This is a genomic window from Hymenobacter convexus (genome assembly GCF_030580955.1).
Classification (GTDB): domain Bacteria; phylum Bacteroidota; class Bacteroidia; order Cytophagales; family Hymenobacteraceae; genus Hymenobacter.
In genome coordinates, this window is sequence record NZ_JAUQON010000004.1 from 434,079 (window position 1) to 452,869 (window position 18,791).

Annotated in this window: 15 protein-coding genes; 10 read left to right on the plus strand and 5 right to left on the minus strand. The window is 61.0% G+C overall.

Annotated features, from left to right (window positions below; genetic code table 11):
- Positions 1-21: 21 nt before the first annotated feature.
- On the minus strand, positions 22-933 hold the full coding sequence (gene folD, locus Q4S41_RS11090) for a bifunctional methylenetetrahydrofolate dehydrogenase/methenyltetrahydrofolate cyclohydrolase FolD (protein WP_305031178.1): 912 nt from the start codon (positions 931-933) through the stop codon (positions 22-24).
- A gap of 156 nt (positions 934-1,089) precedes the next feature.
- The gene (gene lepA, locus Q4S41_RS11095) at positions 1,090-2,877 is read right to left on the minus strand and encodes a translation elongation factor 4 (protein WP_305031179.1); all 1,788 of its coding nucleotides are present in this window, start codon (positions 2,875-2,877) and stop codon (positions 1,090-1,092) included.
- A gap of 187 nt (positions 2,878-3,064) precedes the next feature.
- Between lepA and Q4S41_RS11100 the strand changes: the two genes are divergently transcribed.
- From Q4S41_RS11100 to Q4S41_RS11125, 6 genes are all read left to right on the plus strand, one after another.
- Complete coding sequence (locus Q4S41_RS11100; RefSeq protein WP_305031180.1) at positions 3,065-3,898, plus strand: hypothetical protein; 834 nt, start codon at positions 3,065-3,067, stop codon at positions 3,896-3,898.
- Positions 3,899-3,995: 97 nt separating this feature from the next.
- The gene (locus Q4S41_RS11105; protein WP_305031181.1) at positions 3,996-4,403 is read left to right on the plus strand and encodes a GlcG/HbpS family heme-binding protein; all 408 of its coding nucleotides are present in this window, start codon (positions 3,996-3,998) and stop codon (positions 4,401-4,403) included.
- A 120-nt stretch (positions 4,404-4,523) separates the two neighbouring features.
- A complete protein-coding gene (locus Q4S41_RS11110) occupies positions 4,524-7,943 on the plus strand; it encodes a methylmalonyl-CoA mutase family protein (RefSeq protein WP_305031182.1) in 3,420 nt (1,139 codons plus the stop codon).
- A 71-nt stretch (positions 7,944-8,014) separates the two neighbouring features.
- The gene (locus tag Q4S41_RS11115; protein WP_305031183.1) at positions 8,015-8,755 is read left to right on the plus strand and encodes a DKNYY domain-containing protein; all 741 of its coding nucleotides are present in this window, start codon (positions 8,015-8,017) and stop codon (positions 8,753-8,755) included.
- 306 nt (positions 8,756-9,061) lie between these two features.
- Positions 9,062-9,496, plus strand: coding sequence for a hypothetical protein (locus Q4S41_RS11120; protein ID WP_305031184.1), 435 nt, complete (start codon positions 9,062-9,064; stop codon positions 9,494-9,496).
- Between the two features lie 189 nt (positions 9,497-9,685).
- Complete coding sequence (locus Q4S41_RS11125) at positions 9,686-10,279, plus strand: histidine phosphatase family protein (protein ID WP_305031185.1); 594 nt, start codon at positions 9,686-9,688, stop codon at positions 10,277-10,279.
- 107 nt (positions 10,280-10,386) lie between these two features.
- Here the strand turns inward: Q4S41_RS11125 and Q4S41_RS11130 are convergent, their stop codons facing one another.
- Positions 10,387-11,226 carry a DoxX family protein gene (locus Q4S41_RS11130; RefSeq protein ID WP_305031186.1) on the minus strand — a complete coding sequence of 280 codons (840 nt, stop codon included), beginning with the start codon at positions 11,224-11,226 and terminating at the stop codon, positions 10,387-10,389.
- A gap of 193 nt (positions 11,227-11,419) precedes the next feature.
- On the opposite strand from Q4S41_RS11130, the gene Q4S41_RS11135 reads away from it, so the two are divergent.
- The 3 genes from Q4S41_RS11135 (at position 11,420) to Q4S41_RS11145 (ending at position 15,947) form a co-directional block, all read left to right on the plus strand.
- Entirely contained in the window at positions 11,420-12,238 is an 819-nt protein-coding gene (locus Q4S41_RS11135) for a helix-turn-helix domain-containing protein (protein WP_305031187.1), read from the plus strand.
- Positions 12,239-12,265: 27 nt separating this feature from the next.
- Complete coding sequence (locus tag Q4S41_RS11140) at positions 12,266-13,810, plus strand: FAD-dependent monooxygenase (RefSeq protein ID WP_305031188.1); 1,545 nt, start codon at positions 12,266-12,268, stop codon at positions 13,808-13,810.
- 199 nt (positions 13,811-14,009) lie between these two features.
- On the plus strand, positions 14,010-15,947 hold the full coding sequence (locus tag Q4S41_RS11145; RefSeq protein ID WP_305031189.1) for an acyl-CoA synthetase: 1,938 nt from the start codon (positions 14,010-14,012) through the stop codon (positions 15,945-15,947).
- A gap of 126 nt (positions 15,948-16,073) precedes the next feature.
- On the opposite strand, the gene Q4S41_RS11150 is transcribed toward Q4S41_RS11145, so the two are convergent.
- Positions 16,074-16,520 (minus strand): hypothetical protein, encoded by a 447-nt coding sequence (locus Q4S41_RS11150; protein ID WP_305031190.1) that lies wholly within the window; start codon positions 16,518-16,520, stop codon positions 16,074-16,076.
- 65 nt (positions 16,521-16,585) lie between these two features.
- On the minus strand, positions 16,586-17,674 hold the full coding sequence (locus Q4S41_RS11155; RefSeq protein ID WP_305031191.1) for an adenylate/guanylate cyclase domain-containing protein: 1,089 nt from the start codon (positions 17,672-17,674) through the stop codon (positions 16,586-16,588).
- 220 nt (positions 17,675-17,894) lie between these two features.
- Here Q4S41_RS11155 and Q4S41_RS11160 point away from each other — a divergent pair, with 220 nt between their 5' ends.
- Entirely contained in the window at positions 17,895-18,767 is an 873-nt protein-coding gene (locus tag Q4S41_RS11160; RefSeq protein WP_305031192.1) for an aldo/keto reductase, read from the plus strand.
- The last annotated feature ends 24 nt before the right edge of the window (positions 18,768-18,791 follow it).

Genomic DNA, 18,791 nt, shown 5'->3' on the forward strand with positions numbered 1-18,791 from the left:
TAACCAAATATTCCTAAAAAATCAGCTCGCCGATTTGGGATAAATTTCGCCCTTCGCGGCCCGCAAAGTGTTCAGCAAAAGCATGGCAATGGTCATGGGGCCCACTCCGCCGGGCACCGGCGTGATGGCCGACGCCAGAGGCGCCACCTCGGCAAAATTCACATCTCCTTTCAGCGTGAAGCCGCTCTTCTTGCTCGCATCCGCCACGCGGGTCGTGCCCACGTCAATCACCACGGCGCCGGGCCGCACCATGTCGGCCGTCACGAACTCGGGCCGGCCAATGGCCGCCACCACAATGTCGGCCGTCCGGCAAATCTCGGCCAGGTTTTCGGTGCGCGAGTGGCATAAGGTAACCGTGCAGTTGGCCGTATCCAAGTTCTTAGCCAGCAAGATACTAACCGGCGTGCCCACGATATTGGAACGACCAATAACCACCGCGTGCTTGCCGCTGGTTTTGATGCCCTGGCGAGCCAACAGCTCCACAATGCCCGAGGGCGTGGCGGGCAGCAGCGCCGGCAAACCGGCCACCATTCGGCCGATGTTCATGGGATGAAAGCCGTCGACGTCCTTCTCGGGCCGGATGGCTTCGATGACCTTCTCCGGGTCGATGTGCTTGGGCAGCGGCAACTGCACGATGAAGCCATCGATTTCCAGGTCGTGGTTCAACTCATCTACTTTGGCCAGCAGCTCCGCTTCGGTGATGTCGTCCTCGTAGCGCAACAGCGTAGAGGCAAAGCCCACCCGCTCGCAGGCCAGCACCTTGTTGCGGACGTAGGTTTCGGAGCCGCCGTCGTGGCCCACGAGGATGGCGGCGAGGTGGGGCACCTTCTGGCCGGCGGCTTTCAGGGCCGTTACTTCGGTGGCGATTTCGGCTTTGATGTCTTCGGCGGTTTGCTTGCCGTCGATGAGGTTGGAGTTGGTGGTTGAATTCATGGGTTGGCTGTCATCCTGAGCGTAGTGAAGGACCTTTTCACGCCTTCGCTGTTGGGTGGTGGTAAGTCTGACAGAGGCCGCCGTGATAAGATGCTTCCTCCGTCAGCATGACAAAAACGCATAAAAAAAGGCGGCCCGAAAGCCGCCTTTTTCAAATTAATCAATTTTGAGCACCGCCAGAAACGCCTCTTGCGGAATCTCGACGGAGCCCACGGAGCGCATCCGTTTTTTGCCTTCTTTCTGCTTTTCGAGCAGCTTGCGCTTGCGGCTGATATCGCCGCCGTAGCACTTGGCAATTACGTTTTTGCGCAGGGCCTTCACGGTTTCGCGGGCGATGATTTTCTGCCCAATCGAAGCCTGAATGGCAATGTCGAACATCTGGCGGGGCAGCAGCTCGCGTAGCTTCTCGCAGAGGCGCTTGCCCCACTCGTAGCTCTTGGAGCGGTGCACGATGGCCGATAGGGCGTCGACTTTCTCGCCGTTCAGCATCACATCCAGCTTCACCATGTCGGACTCACGGAAGCCAATCAGCTCGTAGTCGAGCGAGGCGTAGCCGCGGCTGATGGACTTGAGCTTATCGAAGAAGTCAAACACGATTTCGGACAGCGGCAGCTCAAAGCTCATTTCTACCCGCTCCGAAGTTAGGTAGCTCTGGCCCTTGATGATGCCGCGCTTTTCCATGCACAGCGTGATAATCGGGCCTACGTATTCTGAAGCCGTGATAATCTGGGCCTTGATGTAAGGCTCTTCGATGTACTTGATTAGATTCGGCTCGGGCATTTCGCTCGGCGCGTTGATGGTCAGCAGCTGGTCTTTGGTGCCGGTGGCGTGGAACTGCACGCTGGGCACCGTGGTGATGACCGTCATGTTGAACTCGCGCTCGAGGCGCTCCTGCACGATTTCCATGTGCAACATGCCCAGGAAGCCGCAACGGAAACCGAAGCCCAGGGCCACGGACGTTTCGGGCTCCCACACCAGTGAGGCGTCGTTGAGCTGCAGCTTCTCCATGCTGGAGCGCAGCTCTTCGTACTCGGTGGTATCGACGGGGTAAATGCCGGCGAAAACCATCGGCTTCACGTCGGCGAAGCCCTGGATGGCTTCCGGCGTGGGGCGGTTGACGTGGGTGATGGTGTCGCCCACCTTCACCTCGCGGGCTTCCTTGATGCCCGAGATGAGGTAGCCCACGTTTCCGGCCTCCATCACCTGGCGGGGCTCCTGGTTCAGGCCCAGAATGCCGATTTCGTCGGCGCCGTATTCCTTGCCGGTGGCCATGAAGCGGAGCTTGTCGCCCTTCTTCATCACCCCGTTCTTGATGCGGAACAGGACTTCGATGCCGCGGTAGGAATTAAATACCGAGTCAAAAATCAGGGCCTGCAGCGGGGCTTCTGGGTCGCCGGAGGGTGCGGGCACCCGCTCGCAGATGGCGTTCAGGATGGCTTCGATGCCGATGCCGGCCTTGCCCGAGGCGTGGATGATGTCGTCGGGCTTGCAGCCGATGAGGTCCACGATTTCGTCGGTCACTTCCTCCGGCATGGCGTGCGGAAGGTCGATTTTGTTGAGCACGGGGATGATTTCCAAATCGGCCCCGATGGCGAGGTAGAGGTTGGAAATCGTCTGGGCTTCGATGCCCTGGGAGGCGTCCACAATCAGGAGGGCGCCTTCGCAGGCGGCGATGCTCCGGCTCACTTCGTAGCTAAAGTCGACGTGGCCGGGCGTGTCAATCAGGTTCAGCGTGTAGATTTCCCCTTTGTAGGGGTACTGCATCTGAATGGCGTGGCTCTTGATGGTGATGCCCCGCTCGCGCTCGAGGTCCATGTTGTCGAGCAACTGGGCCTGCATGTCGCGCTTGGCCACGGTGCTGGTGAACTCCAGCAGGCGGTCGGCCAGGGTGCTTTTCCCGTGGTCGATGTGGGCAATGATGCAAAAATTGCGGATATTCTTCACAGAGGGCGGTTTTTCAGAGCACGAAGGTACGAAACCCGGGCCGCAAAAGCCAGTTTGCCCCGTGGCTCCGGCGCCCGGGCCGGGTTGACTGAATTAAGAAGCCGGGGTTAGTTTTGCCGTTTGTATTTCAGCGGCGCTATTTTCTGATTTCACTATTCCGCTATCCGCTTCTACCACAATGCCTGACATGACCGATTCGCGAAGCCCCACCGATAGCCAAAAGTTTCTGATAGCCGCACTCAACAGCACCGTCATTTACGTGCTGGCCTATTATATAGTGTGGGGGCTGCACCAGGGCGCCAAAGTGGCCATGTCGAAACGGTACCTGCTGCAGGGCAACTGGGACCCCAGCCGCATTATTTTCACGGTGGCCGACCGCGAATGGTCGCAGCACAGCGTCATTGCCACGTACGGCATCGGGCCGATGGTGTGCCTGGTGGTCGGGTTTGGGGCGTTTTGGTGGTACTGGAAGCGCGAACGGGCCCGCCCCGGCCTTTTCAAGTTGCTGCTGCTTTGGATTGCCTTTCACGCCTGCAATTCCATCCTGGGGTCGCTGCTGGCCGATTCGCTGCGCCAGGAAGGGTTTTGGTACGTGCCCGATTGGATAATGCGCGTCGGCAATGGCGCCGATACGGCGGTGGCGCTGCTGGGGGGCATTGTCCAGCTGGGTGTGGGCCGTCTGGCCACGGTGCCATTTCTGCAAGCGCACGATTCTCACACGCTGATGCAGTTCAAAAACCGTCGCCGCATGGTGCTCAGCACCCTGATGGCGCCCTGGGTGCTGGGCGGAATATTTATTGCGCTGGCCAAGCAGCCCTACTTTTCCATCCACGAGTTTCTGCACCTTTTAATGATGGGCCTTTTGCTGTTTCCCCTGATTCTGGGCTGCATCAGCGATTCCTTCGACCTCACTGTGCAGGGGGCCCAGCCGTCGCACGTGGCCTGGGGGCTGGTGCTGGTGGCCGTGGTGGCCGCCGCGGCCTGGTGGTGGGCGCTGAGCCCGCCTATTGCCATTGGCTAACGGGGCGGCGGGGGCGCAACAATCGGCGGCTGCCCGGGTTGAGAGTCCGTGGCAAGCATTGCCGGCGCTTCTCCAACCTTTTTTTTCCTTCCGCACCATGGGAATTACCCTCGAACAAGCCCAGGCCGCTATTCAGGCCGCTCACCAGAAAGCCCTCGACATGGGCGTCAAAATGAACATTGCCGTGGTGGATGCCGGCGCCAACCTCACGGCCTTCGTGCGCATGGACGATGCGTGGCTGGGCTCGCTGGACATTTCTATCAAGAAGGCCAAAACGGCCCGCTTCTTCGACATGCCCACCGGTGAAATCGGCAAATTGGCCCAGCCCGGCGGCCCGCTCTACAACATTGAGCATTCCAACGGCGGCCTCATCAGCTTCCCCGGCGGTATTCCCATCATGGACTCGGGCAACCGCGTGATTGGTGCCATTGGCGTGTCGGGCAGCACCGTGGAGGACGACCACGCCGTGGCCGAAGCGGGTGTAAAGGCCATTCAGGGGCAGTAAGCATCGCTGACCTTCGTATTATCAAAACGCCCCGGCCACCCCGCCGGGGCGTTTTTCGTACCTTCGCCTGCGTTTTCCACCCTTATGGTCGCGGACTAAAAGTCCGCGCTACTTTGTCTTATGCACCCTGCTCCCACCGCGCCCTACAAACCGAAGAACCACGTTCGCATCGTCACCGCCGCCGCTTTGTTCGACGGGCACGATGCGGCCATCAACATCATGCGCCGCATCATTCAGAGCAGCGGCGCGGAGGTGATTCACCTCGGCCACAACCGCTCGGTGCAGGAAATCGTGGACTGCGCCATTCAGGAAGATGCCCAGGCCATTGCCATCACCAGCTACCAGGGCGGGCACAACGAGTACTTCAAGTACATGCACGACCTGCTGAAGGAGCGCGGCGCGGGCCACATCAAAATCTTCGGCGGCGGCGGCGGCGTAATTCTGCCCACCGAGATTGCCGAGCTCATGGGCTACGGCATCACCCGCATCTACTCGCCGGATGATGGCCGCGCGATGGGTTTGCAAGGCATGATTAACGACCTTTTGGAAAAGGCCGATTTTCCCACCGGTGAAAACCTGAACGGCGAAGCCGGCCACGTGAAAGAGAAAGATGCCCGCAGCATCGGCCGCCTGATTTCGGCAGCGGAGAACTTCCCCGAGGAATTTGAGCGGGTGAAATCGCAGCTGGTTTCGGAGTTTCAATTGAGCGAAAACAGCCAGAACCAATCGTTGAAAGCGGGCCACGCGGCCCCTATTCTCGGCATCACCGGCACGGGCGGCGCGGGCAAGTCCTCGCTCGTGGATGAGCTGGTGCGGCGGTTTTTGATGGACTTCCCGGACAAGACCATTGCCATTATTTCCGTCGACCCCAGCAAGCGCAAGACCGGCGGCGCGCTGCTCGGCGACCGGATTCGGATGAACGCCATCAACTCGCCGCGGGTGTACATGCGCAGCCTGGCTACGCGCCAGAGCAACCTCGCGCTGTCGCGCTACGTGCAGGACGCCGTGGACGTGGTGCGGGCCGCCAACTACGACCTGATTATTCTGGAGACTTCGGGCATCGGCCAGTCTGATACCGAAATCATCGAGCACTCCGACGCCAGCCTGTACGTGATGACGCCCGAGTATGGCGCGGCCACGCAGCTGGAGAAAATCGACATGCTCGACTTTGCTGACGTGATTGCCCTGAACAAGTTCGACAAGCGCGGGGCGCTGGATGCGCTGCGCGACGTGCGCAAGCAGTACCAGCGCAACCACGGCCTCTGGGATACGCCTACCGACCAGATGCCGGTGTTTGGCACGATAGCATCCCAGTTCAACGACCCGGGCATGAACCGCCTGTACCGGGCGGTGCTGAAGATGCTGGAAACCAAGACCGGGGCCACCTTCGCTTCGCACCTGGAAACCAGCGCCGAGGATTCGGAGAAGATTTACATCATCCCGCCGCACCGCACCCGCTACCTCTCCGAGATTGCCGAAAGCAACCGCGCCTACGACCAGCGCGTGCGTGAGCAGGCCAATATTGCCGAAGTAGCTGGGGCGTTTGCGAAGCTGGAAGAGCACTACCGCGACGAGAAGAAAAGCTCCGACAGCATGGTGGAGGAGTTCACTAGGAACAAGCAGACGCAGCTGCGCCGGCTCGATGCCGACAGCCAGGCCATCCTGGAAAACTGGGAAAACACCCTGCAGAATTACCGCAACCCGGAGTACGTGTACTCGGTGCGCGGCAAGGAAATCCGGGTGAAGACGCACACCAAGTCGCTGTCGGGCAACGACATTCCGAAGGTGGCGGTGCCGCGCTACTCGGGCTGGGGCGACCGGCTGCGCTGGGCCATGCAGGAGAATTTCCCCGGCGAATTTCCCTACACGGCGGGCGTGTTCCCGTTCAAGCGCGAGGGCGAGGACCCAACCCGCATGTTTGCCGGCGAGGGCGGGCCGGAGCGCACCAACCGCCGCTTCCACTATGTGAGCATGGGCCTGCCCGCCAAGCGCCTGAGCACGGCCTTCGACTCGGTGACGCTGTATGGCGAGGACCCCGATTTGCGGCCCGACATCTACGGCAAAATCGGCAACGCGGGCGTAAGCATCGCCTGCCTCGATGATGCCAAGAAGCTGTATTCGGGCTTCAACCTGGCCAACCCCAGCACGTCGGTTTCGATGACCATCAACGGCCCGGCGGCTACGCTGGCGGCGTTTTTCATGAATGCGGCCATCGACCAGCAGTGCGAGCTATATATTAAGGAGCACGGGCTGACGGAGGAAGTCGATGCCAAAGTCGACCAGATTTATGCGGCCAAGGGCCAGCCCCGCCCCCGCTACCAGGGCGAACTGCCGGCCGGCAACGACGGCCTGGGCCTGCTCCTGCTCGGCGTGACGGGTGAGGACGTGCTGCCCGCCGATGTGTACGCCACCATCAAGGCGCGGACGCTGACGCAGGTGCGCGGCACCGTGCAGGCCGACATTCTGAAGGAAGACCAGGCCCAGAACACCTGCATTTTCAGCACCGAGTTTGCGCTGCGTCTGATGGGCGACGTGCAGGAGTATTTCATCACCGAGAAGGTGCGGAATTTCTACTCCGTGTCCATCTCCGGCTACCACATTGCCGAGGCGGGCGCCAACCCGATTACGCAGCTGGCCCTGACGCTGAGCAACGGCTTCACGTTCGTGGAATACTACGTGAGCCGGGGCATGAGCGTGAACGACTTCGCGCCGAACCTGAGCTTCTTCTTCTCCAACGGCATCGACCCGGAGTACGCCGTGATTGGGCGGGTGGCGCGCCGCATCTGGGCCAAGGCCATGAAGCTGAAGTACGGCGCCGACGCCCGCAGCCAGATGCTGAAGTACCACATCCAGACCTCGGGCCGCAGCCTGCACGCCCAGGAAATCGACTTCAACGACATTCGGACCACGCTGCAGGCGCTGTATGCCATCTACGACAACTGCAACTCGCTGCACACGAATGCCTACGACGAGGCCATTACCACGCCCACCGAGGAATCGGTGCGCCGGGCCATGGCCATTCAGCTCATCATCAACCGCGAGCTGGGGCTAGCCAAGAACGAAAACCCGCTGCAAGGCTCCTTCATCATCGAGGAGCTGACCGACCTGGTGGAAGAGGCGGTGCTGCTCGAGTTCGACCGCATCACGGAGCGCGGCGGCGTGCTCGGGGCCATGGAAACCATGTACCAGCGCGGCAAAATCCAGGAGGAAAGCATGCACTACGAGATGCTGAAGCACACCGGCGAGTACCCCATCATCGGGGTGAATACCTTCCTCTCGTCGAAGGGCTCACCCACGGTGGTGCCGGCCGAAGTCATCCGGGCCACGGAGGAGGAAAAGCAGTACCAAATCGACATGCTCCAGCTGCTGCACCAACGCAACGCCGACCAGGCACCGGCGCGCCTCAAGCAGCTCCAGCAAGTGGCCGTGGCCAACGGCAACCTCTTCGCCGAGCTGATGGAAACGGTGAAATACTGCTCGCTCGGCCAGATTACCAACGCGCTGTTTGAGGTCGGCGGACAGTACCGGCGGAATATGTAGGTTGTTGTGTTAGCCATTTAAAAAGGGCGTTACCTTGTTGAGGTAATGCCCTTTTTGCTAAATGAATTGATATGAATGTCGACACTATGAAGCTGACAATTCTTTACTATGCTTCAATCATTTGCATAACTGTGTCAATTTGCTCTTGCTCAAACTATCTTAAATCAGATGGGAGGGTATACAAGCGCTATGCGAATGAAAGCGTTGGTATTGGTAAAAACGAAATACCACAAGCTGATTATGCTTCATTCAGGAGCTTTGATTCAAGATTAGCGGTTGACAAGAATCACGTATTTTATAGGACGCGGATTCTTGAAGGCGCTGACGCAGCAACTTTTGCACCTGTGGCCGAATACTATTTTAAAGACAAATCTTATGTTTACTTTTTTGGATTCGGGAACGGGCAGGAATTCGTAATTAAAGACGCTGACCCAGCATCTTTCAATATCTCAAAGTATCCTTGGTCCCGTGATTCAATGAATGTCTTTTGGGGGCGTAAAAAGTTAATTCCTAAACCTAGTCTGAATTTCAAACCATTGAATCAGGCTTGGGCTAAAGACGAAAACAGAATTTATTATGCAAATTCTATAGTGGATTCAGCAGATAGCAAGACTTTCAAAATCATAAATAAAGGGTACGCTAGAGACAGAAAGCACGTATTTTATGAAGGCAAAATTATTCCTGACTGCCGACCATCAGAGTTTATAGCACTGAACTTCGCTAATGGTCATGACCACAAATATTTTTATTCAGGAGCTGAGAGAAATGGTGAATTGACTCCAGACCAGCTCAAACACTTCAGATTTAAATAGTTTCGCATTCGCCGACTAACGCCTTGCTTTTCCCAACTCGGAAGGACAGGGAGTTATGCTTAAAGAAGCCCTGTCCCCACGTCCCCACCGGGCACAACTTCCAGACACACTAAGCTTCCTCAACGGCTTCGAGAGGCACCAAGGGCACGGGGGCGGGCGCAGGGGCCGGGCGGGTGCGGCGGCGCGACGCGGCCTGCTTCGGCAGCGGCTGGGGGCGCGGGTGACACATACCTTTGGCGCCCATCGAGCCCTTCCCTATTTCGGCAGCGAGGTTCAATCACACCCTGTCCTTTTAAATAACCTCGAGTGGTCAACATCGCCATTCTGATGCGCCTGCTGCTTTTTTACTTCCTGCCGGGAGTATTTGCCCTGCGCTTTTTATTTCAGTTGCTGACAACCAAGAGCCGGGCTACCAGGCGCAGGGCGGCCGTTGGCTTCATAGCGCTGGTAGCTTTACTAAGCTTCTTTGTTTTCAGAACCTATCAAATCGATAAGGACTGGGAGCAGGATGAAATAGGGACTTACCAACTCACTGACTACCCAAACTGCCGGCCGTGTGTGTTAGAGTTGCGGGAAAACAACGTTTTTGTGGTGCAACAGCAAGATTCCATCCGCGAAACGGGCCACTGGCGCTTCGAGAGCGGCCAGGACTACTGGATTACCTATCTGAATGAGCACGACCAGCTGGGCACCGGCAATTACCAATACACGAAGTACCACCTAAAGCATCCCCGGCGCTAAAGGGCCAAACGGGCCAGCCGCGCGACACGGCGTGCCTCGGCAACTGCGCATCGGCTTCGCTATGGTCAGCAGTGCCTGGCTGATGCTGGTTTGCAACCCTACGTCGGCCGGGCTAGTATGCCGCAGCTAGCTTGTAGCCGGGCTGGGCACTATTTGCCTCCTATCGGCTGCTGTTCACTCCCTTTGTTTATGATTGACCATTTCCACGAAGTAGACAGGGCCAAGCTGTTTCTGCTGTACCACCTCAACCCGGTGCATCCCAAGACGCCGCCGGTGCCCAAGGGCCCGCTACTGCGGGTGGTCATTATCCGACACGGCGAAAAGCCCACCGAGGGCGACAATCTTTCCGCCAAAGGCTTTGAGCGGGCGCTGGCCCTGCCCGACGTGCTCAACCGGGTGATGCCCCGGCCGCCGGACTTCACCTATGTGCCCTGCATTGGCACCGACAAGGACCAAACCACCCGGGTGCGAATGATGCAAACCGTGCTGCCCTACGCCGTGCAGCACAACCTGACCATCAACAGCGACTATGCGCCCGATGAAATCAAGGGCCTTGTAAAGGAACTGCGGCGCCGCCGCGGCACCGTGCTGCTGGTGTGGGAGCACCACAACATCGTGAAAATTGCCGAGGCCCTGGGCATAGCCGAACCCCAAGAATGGCCCGACGATGACTACGACAGCATCTGGAGCATCACGTTCCGTAAAGGCCGCCCCAAGGGCAAAGCCCGGCAGCCAGTGCTTAAAAAGAGCCATCAGGGCATTGAGCTAGAGGAAGATTCGTAGCCCGCGCCGGGCTCTGGCGGACTGCCGGTTCGTCGAACCGGCTGGCGTTTGAGCAACAGGATTCGGCCGGTTGAAAAACGCCGCCCCAACCGGGCGGCCTACCTCTCCTACCGGGGCACCACGTCGAACTGCGCCCGGTACACGGTGGTGTCGGCGGGGCCGAAAAGGATGCGGCGGTTGGCTTTCTCCTTTAGCTCAAAGTCGCCGTTGAGGGTGAATTTCACTTCCGTGATTTTGTAGCCGGTGTGCGTGGTGACGACGGCGCGGTAGAGGCTGTCTTTTTTGATGGGCGTCAGCAGCAGGTCGGAATCCCAGGTTAGGGGCTTGTCGCGGCCGCGCACACCCACTTGCTGCACGTTGGGGTAGCCGCTCACGTCGAGCAGGTACACCACGGTTTTGTCGTGGGCTGGTTGCACGCAGCCGGGCAGCAGCAGGGCCACCAGCGCCAGCGCCACCAGGCTGGGCCGGGGAACCGGCAGCTTCGTTTTTGTCAGCAGGTAGTCGAGGCCGAAGCGGCCGGAGCCCAGCACCAGCGCTGGCAGGGCAGCCCACAGAAAGCCAGCGGCCGGCAGCATGTTCCACAGCCCCTCCTGCCACTGCTGCATAAACACGGCCACCAGCATGGTGCAGCACACCAGAAAAGCGGCCGGCCGCGTGAGCAGCCCTAGCACCAGCAATATACCGCCGATGGCTTCGCTGAAAGCCCCCATCCAGGCGAAGAAATTGGGGAACAGCGCGAAGATGCCCCCGTAGGCCGCCACATCGTTCGGGAACCAGAAGGCCACCTCGAATAAGCCCAGGTTGTTGTCGGGCGGCGACCAGGGCAGGCCGAATTTGGCGGCCCCGAAATCGGAGGCCAGCAGGTAGCCGCACACGATGCGCGGCAGGGCGAGCAGAGCGTCCTGCCACCAAGCAGGCAGGGTGAGGGGGCGAAAAAGTTGACGCATGAAATGGGAGAGAAATGAGCCGCCGGGGCCGGGCCAAGGCAGCGCCTTATGAACCCGACAAAGGTGAAGCGCCGGTTTCGGCGCCGGGGCTCAAATCATCCGTTGGCCCGTCTCAATTTATGATTTGGGGCAAATTGGCGGTATTGGAGGGCTATTTCGATATTGGCCCGGGCGCGTGGTGCTATCTTTCCTTATGCATCACCAGGAATTTGAGCCCCCGGCGGCGCTGGCCGAAACCATCAAGTGCCTGTGGTACGACCGGCTGGAATTCGGGGCAGTGCCCACGGCCTTCGAGGTTCAGCCGGACGGCTATGCGGAAATCATTTTTTATTTCGGCAGCCCCTGTAGCGTGGCTACCCCAGCGGGCGTGCAACTACTGTCCTCCCCTTTTATGGTGGGGCTGCTAAACCAGCCAATTCATTTCTATTCGCAAAACAGCTTGGAAATCATCGGCATCCGGTGCTTCCCCTGGACGGTATTCGCCCTCTTAGGCCTGCCGCCGAGGCAGGACGGCGTGCGGGTGATGCAACACTCCATTGCCGAGCTGCAGGCCCCGTTGGCAGAGTGGCTTGAGGCCGGAAATATTGCCGAAGCCTTAGCGGAAGTGAAACGGTATTTCCTGCAACGCCAGCCTGAAACGCCCCCCGGCCGACTGCTGGCCAAAGCCGGCGGGGCCATGAGCGCCGCCGGCGGCGCCCTGCCGGTGAGCCAGGTGGCCGCAGCGGCCCACGCCACGGTGCGCACCCTGGAACGCAAGTTCAAGCAAGCGGCGGGCTACACGGTGAAAGACGTGTCGGGCCTGATGCGGTTTGAGCAGGCCCGCAACCACTTGTGGCACCACCCGGCGGCCAGCTTGGCCGGCCTGGCACACGAGTTGGGCTATACCGACCAGGCCCACCTGAGCCGGGAGTTCAAGCGCTACAGCGGCACCACGCCCGCCGCCTTTGCCCGCAAAGCCCGGAGCCGGCAGCAGGCGATGGGGCCCGGTTTTGTCGCGTTTCTACAAGCTTGAGGCGGAGGATGGCCGGAGCTTTGTGGCATGAAAACCACTCTGAAAAACGCGGACTCCGCCCGCAATCAACCGATTACTTACGACGTCATTATTGCCGGGGCCGGGCCGGTGGGGCTGTTCTTGGCCTGCGAGCTGGGCCTGGCCGGCTGTTCGGTGCTGTTGTTGGAAAAAGCCGAAAACCCGCACTCGCCCCTGAAACAGCGGCCCTTTGGTATCCGGGGCCTCAACGCGCCCTCGGTGGAAGCGCTGCACCGACGGGGGCTGCTGCAGGAGCTGGAACTGCACAAGCGCCTCAAAAACCCGCACCAAAATACCGAGCCAGCAGCCCGTCGCCAGGTCGGGCACTTCGCCGGCATCCCCTTTTATGAGGCCGATGTTGACCCCAAGCAGTGGCCCTACCGCCTGCCCAGTGCCACCGCAACCAGCCTCTTATCGGAACTGGCTGAGCTGGAAACGGTGCTCACGCGCCGCGCCGAATCTCTAGGCGTTGAAATCAGGCGCGGGCTTGGGATTATAAACTTCCAGCAAACCGCAGCCGGCGTGACGGTGCAGGCCGATGGCCACACTTTCGCGGGCCAGTGGCTGGTGGGCTGCGATGGCGGCCGGAGCGTGGTGCGCAAGCTGAGCGGGTTTGAATTTGTCGGCACCGAGCCCGAGTTCACCGGCTACACCACCCAAGTGGACCTGGCCGACCCCGAGAAGCTCCGCCTGGGCCGCAACCTGACCGCCACCGGCATGTACCTGCAATCGCAGCCCGGCTACGTCATCATGCAGGATTTTGACGGCGGGTCCTTTCACAACTCCGGCCAGCCCGTTACGCGCGAACACGCGCAGGCGGTGCTCCGCCGCATCTCGGATACCGACATCACCATCAGCGCCCTGCACCTGGCCACCACCTGGACCGACCGGGCCCGGCAGGCCACCGCCTACCGCCACGGCCGCGTGCTACTGGCCGGCGATGCCGCGCACATTCATTCGCCGCTGGGCGGCCAGGGGCTCAACCTGGGCTTGGGCGACGCGATGAATCTGGGCTGGAAGCTCGCGGCCACCATCCGCGGGCAAGCGCCGGCCGGACTGCTGGACAGCTACTTCACCGAGCGCCACCCCATTGGCGCGCGCGTACTGGATTGGTCCCGCGCGCAGGTGGCCCTCATGAGCCCCAGCCCCCAGGGCCGCGCGCTGCATGCCATCGTCCGCGACCTCCTGGCCACGCGCGACGGGGCCACCTATTTCGCCGGCCGTGTCTGGGGCATCGGTACGCACTACGACCTCGGCACGGCCCACCCGCTGGCCGGCCGCAGCGCGCCCAATATTGCCTTCGACGACGGCACGACGTTAGGCGACCTTTTGCACGATGGCCAGGGCCTGCTGCTTGATTTTGACGATAAGGCCTCGCTGGAAACCGCGACGGAGGCGTATGATGGCCGCCTGAAATATGCGGCGCGTCGGGCGCAGGCGCAGCTGGGCTTGAGCGCGGTGCTTATCCGGCCCGACGGTGTGGTGGCCTGGGCAGCGGATGAAACCCCTGATGCGAGCGCACTCCAACAGGCAGTGACCCGCTGGTTTGCCTGAGCGTATCAGTTCCAACTTGTCCGGCGCACTACCAAAAATCAATGGTAGCGTTGTCACGCTGCGCCCTCAACTCGCCCAAATAAATGGTTGAAAAATACCCAACCGGCCGTTTGCGGCTTGGCGCGCGGAGTACCGGGCCTACTTTTGAAGGAATAACAACACCTCAAACGGCGCAAGCCGATGCATTCCTCCCCCTTCTATGCCGGGCTACCGCAACCTCGACGACATTCTGACCATTGAGCAAACGCCACTAGCGGCCCGGCCTGTGCCCGCCCACACCCTGGCCCTGCTGGAACGCGGCCGCGACCGCAACCCGGCGGCGCTGGCCCTGCGCTTCGTATTCAGCGGGGAGCGGCCCACCGAGTCGGTCGATTTCACCTACGCGCAACTGGTGCAACGCTGCTACCAGACGGCCAACATGCTGCACGAGCTGGGCGTGGGGCCCACTGATGTCGTATCGTACCTGCTGCCCAATTTGCCCGAAACGCACTTCACGCTCTGGGGTGGGCAGGCGGCCGGCATCGTCAACCCGCTGAACCCGCTGCTGGAGCCGGCCCAGATTGCCGAAATCCTGAACGCGGCCGGCACCAGGGTGCTCGTCACGTTGCGCGCTTTCCCCAAAACCGACATCTGGCAGAAGGTGCAGGCCGTGGCCCCGCTGGTGCCGACGTTGCGCACGGTCATCGCCGTCGATTTGCTCCACTATCTGCCTTTGGCGCAACGCATGTTGCTCGGCGGGCTGCGGCTGATGCAGCCCAAACTGAGTTTGCCAGGCATTGAGGTGGTGAATTTTGCCGAAGCCAGCCAGCGCCAGCCGTCGGACCGGCTGGTGTCGGGCCGGCAGCTGGCACCGACGGACGTGGCCTGCTACTTCCACACCGGCGGCACCACGGGCACGCCCAAAATCGCGCCCCTCACCCACTATAATATTACGAGCACCACGTTTGCCTCGTCGCAATTGCTGGGCGGTGAGGCGGCGCCCGAGCGGCTGGTGTTCTTCTGCGGGCTGCCGCTGTTCCACGTTAATGGCGTGGTAGTGACGGGCAGCGTACCGTGGCTGCTAGGCCACACCGTGGTGCTGGGTAGCCCGGCGGGCTACCGTGGCCCGGGCATCCTCGATAATTTCTGGCAGCTGGTAGCGCACTACCGCATTTCGCTCTTCAGCGGCGTGCCCACCATCTTCAGCAAGTTGCTCACGTTGCCCGTTGAGGGGCACGATTTGAGCTCGTTGCGCTACGCCATTTGCGGGGCGGCGCCGCTGCCGGTGGAGCTGCTGCGGGCCTTCGAGCAGCGCACCAAATTGCGGCTGGTGGAAGGCTACGGCTTCACCGAAGGCAGCTGCATCAGCGTGGTGGGGCCGCTGGCGGGCGCGCCCATGCCGGGCAGCATCGGCCTGCGCGTGCCGTATCAGGACGTGCGCATTGTGGTGCTGGACGAGCAGACCGGCGAATTTCAGCGCTTCGCCGAGGCCGAGGAAAGCGGCGTGATGGTGGTGCGGGGCAGCAATATTTTCGCCGGCTACCTGCAGCCCGAGCACAACAAAGGCATTTGGGTGGACACCGGCGACGGCCAGGGCCCCTACTACAACACCGGCGACCTGGGCCGGATGGATGCGCAGGGCGGCTTCTACATCACGGGCCGCAAAAAGGAGCTCATTATTCGCGGAGGCCACAACATCGACCCCAAAGTCATCGAAGATGCCCTGATGGCCCACCCGGCCGTGGCCCTGGCCGCCGCCATCGGCAGCCCCGACGCCCACGCCGGCGAACTGCCCGTGGCCTACGTGACCCTGCACCCCGGCCAAACGGCATCGGAAGCCGAACTGCGCACCTTTGCCGAAACTCACATTCCCGAGCGCGCCGCCTGGCCCAAACAGGTGTACACGGCGCCCGAGCTGCCGCTCACGGCCATTGGCAAAATCTTCAAACCCGCATTGGCCAAACAGGAAATCAGCCGGGTTTATTCGAAGCAGCTGGCTGCCGTAACTGGCCTGACGGTGGACTCCATTACCGTTCGCGATGACCGGCAGCGCGGGCTGGTGGCCGAAATCTTGGTGAGCGGCGCTGCTTCGGATGAAGCGGTGGCGCAGGCGCTCCTGGGCATGGCCGTGCCGTATGATGTGAAGCGGAACGGATAAAGATTTGCCTGGATATAGTTGAGCGTCCTGCTGAGCGAAGGCGAAGCATCTCTACCGCAGTAGTAATTACTTGCATGGTAGAGATGCTTCGTCTTCGCTCAGCAGGACGCTCTGAATTCCACGCCCCTACGCCAGTAGCCGGGCCTGGTGGGCGATGTTGATGAGCGCGGGCGCATTCTGCAGCGTGGCCAACACGACTTCCTTCGCGGCCTGCTTCAGCTCGTCTTTGCTGATGTCGCGGGTTTCTTCCTGCACCAGCTCGCCCAGGGCCCGGAAGGCGTGCAGCAGGGCCTCGCGGCGGGGACGCTCGGCGTGCAGCTCGGCGTACACTTCGGCGAAATGCTCCTTGATTTTGCGGCGTCGAATGCGGAAAACCGATTCTTTCGTGACTGACGGTTGGATGGAATCGAGCAGGGCCACCAGGGGCAGCAGCTTGGTGGCCGTGGTGGCCACTACGCCGGTGAGACTGGGGCGGAGGTCACGCGGGCCGTCGGCGCCCACTTCTTCTCCGAGGGGAATACGCTGGGCGTCGGGCTCAACAAAATCATCAAAATACTCGTCAGGGGCAGACATGAGCGGAAGGTTGGCAACGGCGGATTTCAACAAAAATAAGTGACCGTCAGCGAAATGCGCCAGTGCTAGCGGGTTTCGGCCGAGTAGAGGGCCATGGTGCCTGCCTTGCCCCGCAGCGGAAACGCCCCCATCGCCCGAAACTGAAACCCGGCGGGTTGCGGCAACGCCTCGTAGAGCGCGGCGGACAGCAACAGGCGGCTGTTGAGCGCATTGCACTGGGCCTCAATGCGGGCGGTGGTATTCAGCACGTCGCCGTGAAAGACCAGCTCGGTTTTGATGGCTCCGACCTGGGTGGCCATCACCGTGCCGCCGTGCAGGCCGGCTTTGAAGGCGGGCACGGCGCCGTAGGTGCGCAGGTAATAGTCGCGCCGCCGGTCTATGGCCTGCTGCATGGCGAAGAAGCAGCGCACGCAGCGGGCCTGCGCGATGCCGGGCTGCCACTCCCAGGTCACGACGACTTCATCGCCCACGTACTGGTAAATCTCGCCCCGGTGGGCCACGATGGGCGCGCCCATGTCGAAGAAAAAATCCCGGATGAACTGGCTGTACCGCTCGTTGCCCAGCTGCTCGGCCAGCGAGGTGGAGCCCTTCACATCGACAAACAGGAAGATGCGCTGCTCGGCCACCGGGTGATGGTAGCGGCCCAGAAACAGGCGCAGCAGCGCGGGCTGACCTATTTTGTTGCTCAGCTGGTAGAGCAGCGAAGTGAACAAACTCAGGATGCCGTAGCCGGTGAGCAGGCGCACGAAGGCCGTGCCCTCGGGCCGGATGGCCAGGCTGCGCCAGCTTTGAAACCCTTCGGCGTCGAGGGCGGCCAGCAGATTGTTGTCCACGGCATGGCCGAAAATACGGCGGATGAGGAAGAGCATCAGCCAGAAACCCGCCAGGTACAGCAGCATGCCCAGCCCCAGCCGGGCCACCAGCCGCACCCGCGCAAACAGCTGCGGGTACACGTACACTTCGAGCCCGGCCACCAGCAGGCCCACCGGCCCGCCCACTTCCAGCGCCAGCCGCGCATCAAGGACCGAAAGCTTGCCCCGGACCAGTAGCACCAGCAGCAGCGTGCCCAGCACGAAAAAGGCCGTCAGGGCCAGTACCGAATGCCAGTAGAAGCGCTGCAGGGGCCGCTGCCAGGGCGAGGGAGAATTTGCCATCGGGTGCGAATTACGCACGAATGGTAGCTTTTTAGAACGTCATGCTGAGCGCAGCCGAAGCATCTCTACCGCGAAGAGTAATCTAATCTAAAGAATTAACCATTGCGGTAGAGATGCTTCGGCTGCGCTCAGCATGACGGTCTTTACCGGCAGACAAACTATTTCAAACATCCCGGCCGCCAAACCGTCTTCTTCGATACCTTAACCCTTATCCCCGCTCATGTCCACCATCACCATTGCCCAACATTCCGCCCACCCCCTCACCGTCAGCCGCCTGGGCTACGGCACCATGCGCCTCACCGGCCCCGAAATATGGGGCGAGCCGGCCGACCGGCCGCAGGCCCTGGAAATCCTGAAAACCGCCGTGGCCAGCGGCGTCAATTTCATCGACACGGCCGACTACTACGGCGAGGACGTCACCAACCGCCTCATTGCCGAAGCCCTCTACCCCTACCCGGCCGACCTCGTGATTTGCACGAAAGTGGGCGCCACCCGCCGCCCCGACAAAAGCTGGGTGCCCTTCAATACGCCCGAAAACTTGCGCACCAGCATCGAAAACAACCTGCGCACCCTGAAGCAGGAGCAGGTGCAGCTGGTGCATCTGCGGCTGATTGGGCACGGCAGCGTGCCGTTTGAGGAGCAGCTCGGGGCCATGTTTGAGATGCAGCGCGAAGGCAAAATCCAGCACGTGGGCCTGAGCAACGTGAGCCGCGCCGACTTGGAAGCGGGCCTTCAACTGGGCGAAATCGCCACCGTCGAAAACATGTACGGCCACGGCCAGCGCACCACCATCAACCTGGGCCACGGCGACAGCCAGGGCGGCGAGGAAGTGCTGGATTTGTGCGAGCAGCACGGCATTCCGCTCGTTCCGTACTTTTCGCTGGTGAACTCGCTGCCGAAAGCCGACAACCAGATTGCCGAAATCGCCAAAAAGTACGGCGCCTCCGAAGCCCAAATAAACCTGGCCTGGCTGCTGCACAAGTCGCCCTGGATTCTGCCGATTCCGGGCACCTCGTCGCTGGCGCACCTGCGCGAGAACCTGAAAGCGGCCGAAATTCAGCTCACAGCGGAAGACATGGCGTATTTGGGGTAGCGTAGAAACGGGAATTTTCAAGAT

Excerpts from the sequence above, each read along its gene's own strand:
- folD (WP_305031178.1), bottom strand. The coding sequence starts at position 933 with ATGAATTCAACCACCAACTCCAACCTCATCGACGGCAAGCAAACCGCC.
- Q4S41_RS11100 (WP_305031180.1), top strand. The coding sequence starts at position 3,065 with ATGACCGATTCGCGAAGCCCCACCGATAGCCAAAAGTTTCTGATAGCC.
- Q4S41_RS11105 (WP_305031181.1), top strand. The coding sequence starts at position 3,996 with ATGGGAATTACCCTCGAACAAGCCCAGGCCGCTATTCAGGCCGCTCAC.
- Q4S41_RS11110 (WP_305031182.1), top strand. The coding sequence starts at position 4,524 with ATGCACCCTGCTCCCACCGCGCCCTACAAACCGAAGAACCACGTTCGC.
- Q4S41_RS11115 (WP_305031183.1), top strand. The coding sequence starts at position 8,015 with ATGAATGTCGACACTATGAAGCTGACAATTCTTTACTATGCTTCAATC.
- Q4S41_RS11125 (WP_305031185.1), top strand. The coding sequence starts at position 9,686 with ATGATTGACCATTTCCACGAAGTAGACAGGGCCAAGCTGTTTCTGCTG.
- Q4S41_RS11130 (WP_305031186.1), bottom strand. The coding sequence starts at position 11,226 with ATGCGTCAACTTTTTCGCCCCCTCACCCTGCCTGCTTGGTGGCAGGAC.
- Q4S41_RS11135 (WP_305031187.1), top strand. The coding sequence starts at position 11,420 with ATGCATCACCAGGAATTTGAGCCCCCGGCGGCGCTGGCCGAAACCATC.
- Q4S41_RS11140 (WP_305031188.1), top strand. The coding sequence starts at position 12,266 with ATGAAAACCACTCTGAAAAACGCGGACTCCGCCCGCAATCAACCGATT.
- Q4S41_RS11145 (WP_305031189.1), top strand. The coding sequence starts at position 14,010 with ATGCCGGGCTACCGCAACCTCGACGACATTCTGACCATTGAGCAAACG.
- Q4S41_RS11150 (WP_305031190.1), bottom strand. The coding sequence starts at position 16,520 with ATGTCTGCCCCTGACGAGTATTTTGATGATTTTGTTGAGCCCGACGCC.
- Q4S41_RS11155 (WP_305031191.1), bottom strand. The coding sequence starts at position 17,674 with ATGGCAAATTCTCCCTCGCCCTGGCAGCGGCCCCTGCAGCGCTTCTAC.
- Q4S41_RS11160 (WP_305031192.1), top strand. The coding sequence starts at position 17,895 with ATGTCCACCATCACCATTGCCCAACATTCCGCCCACCCCCTCACCGTC.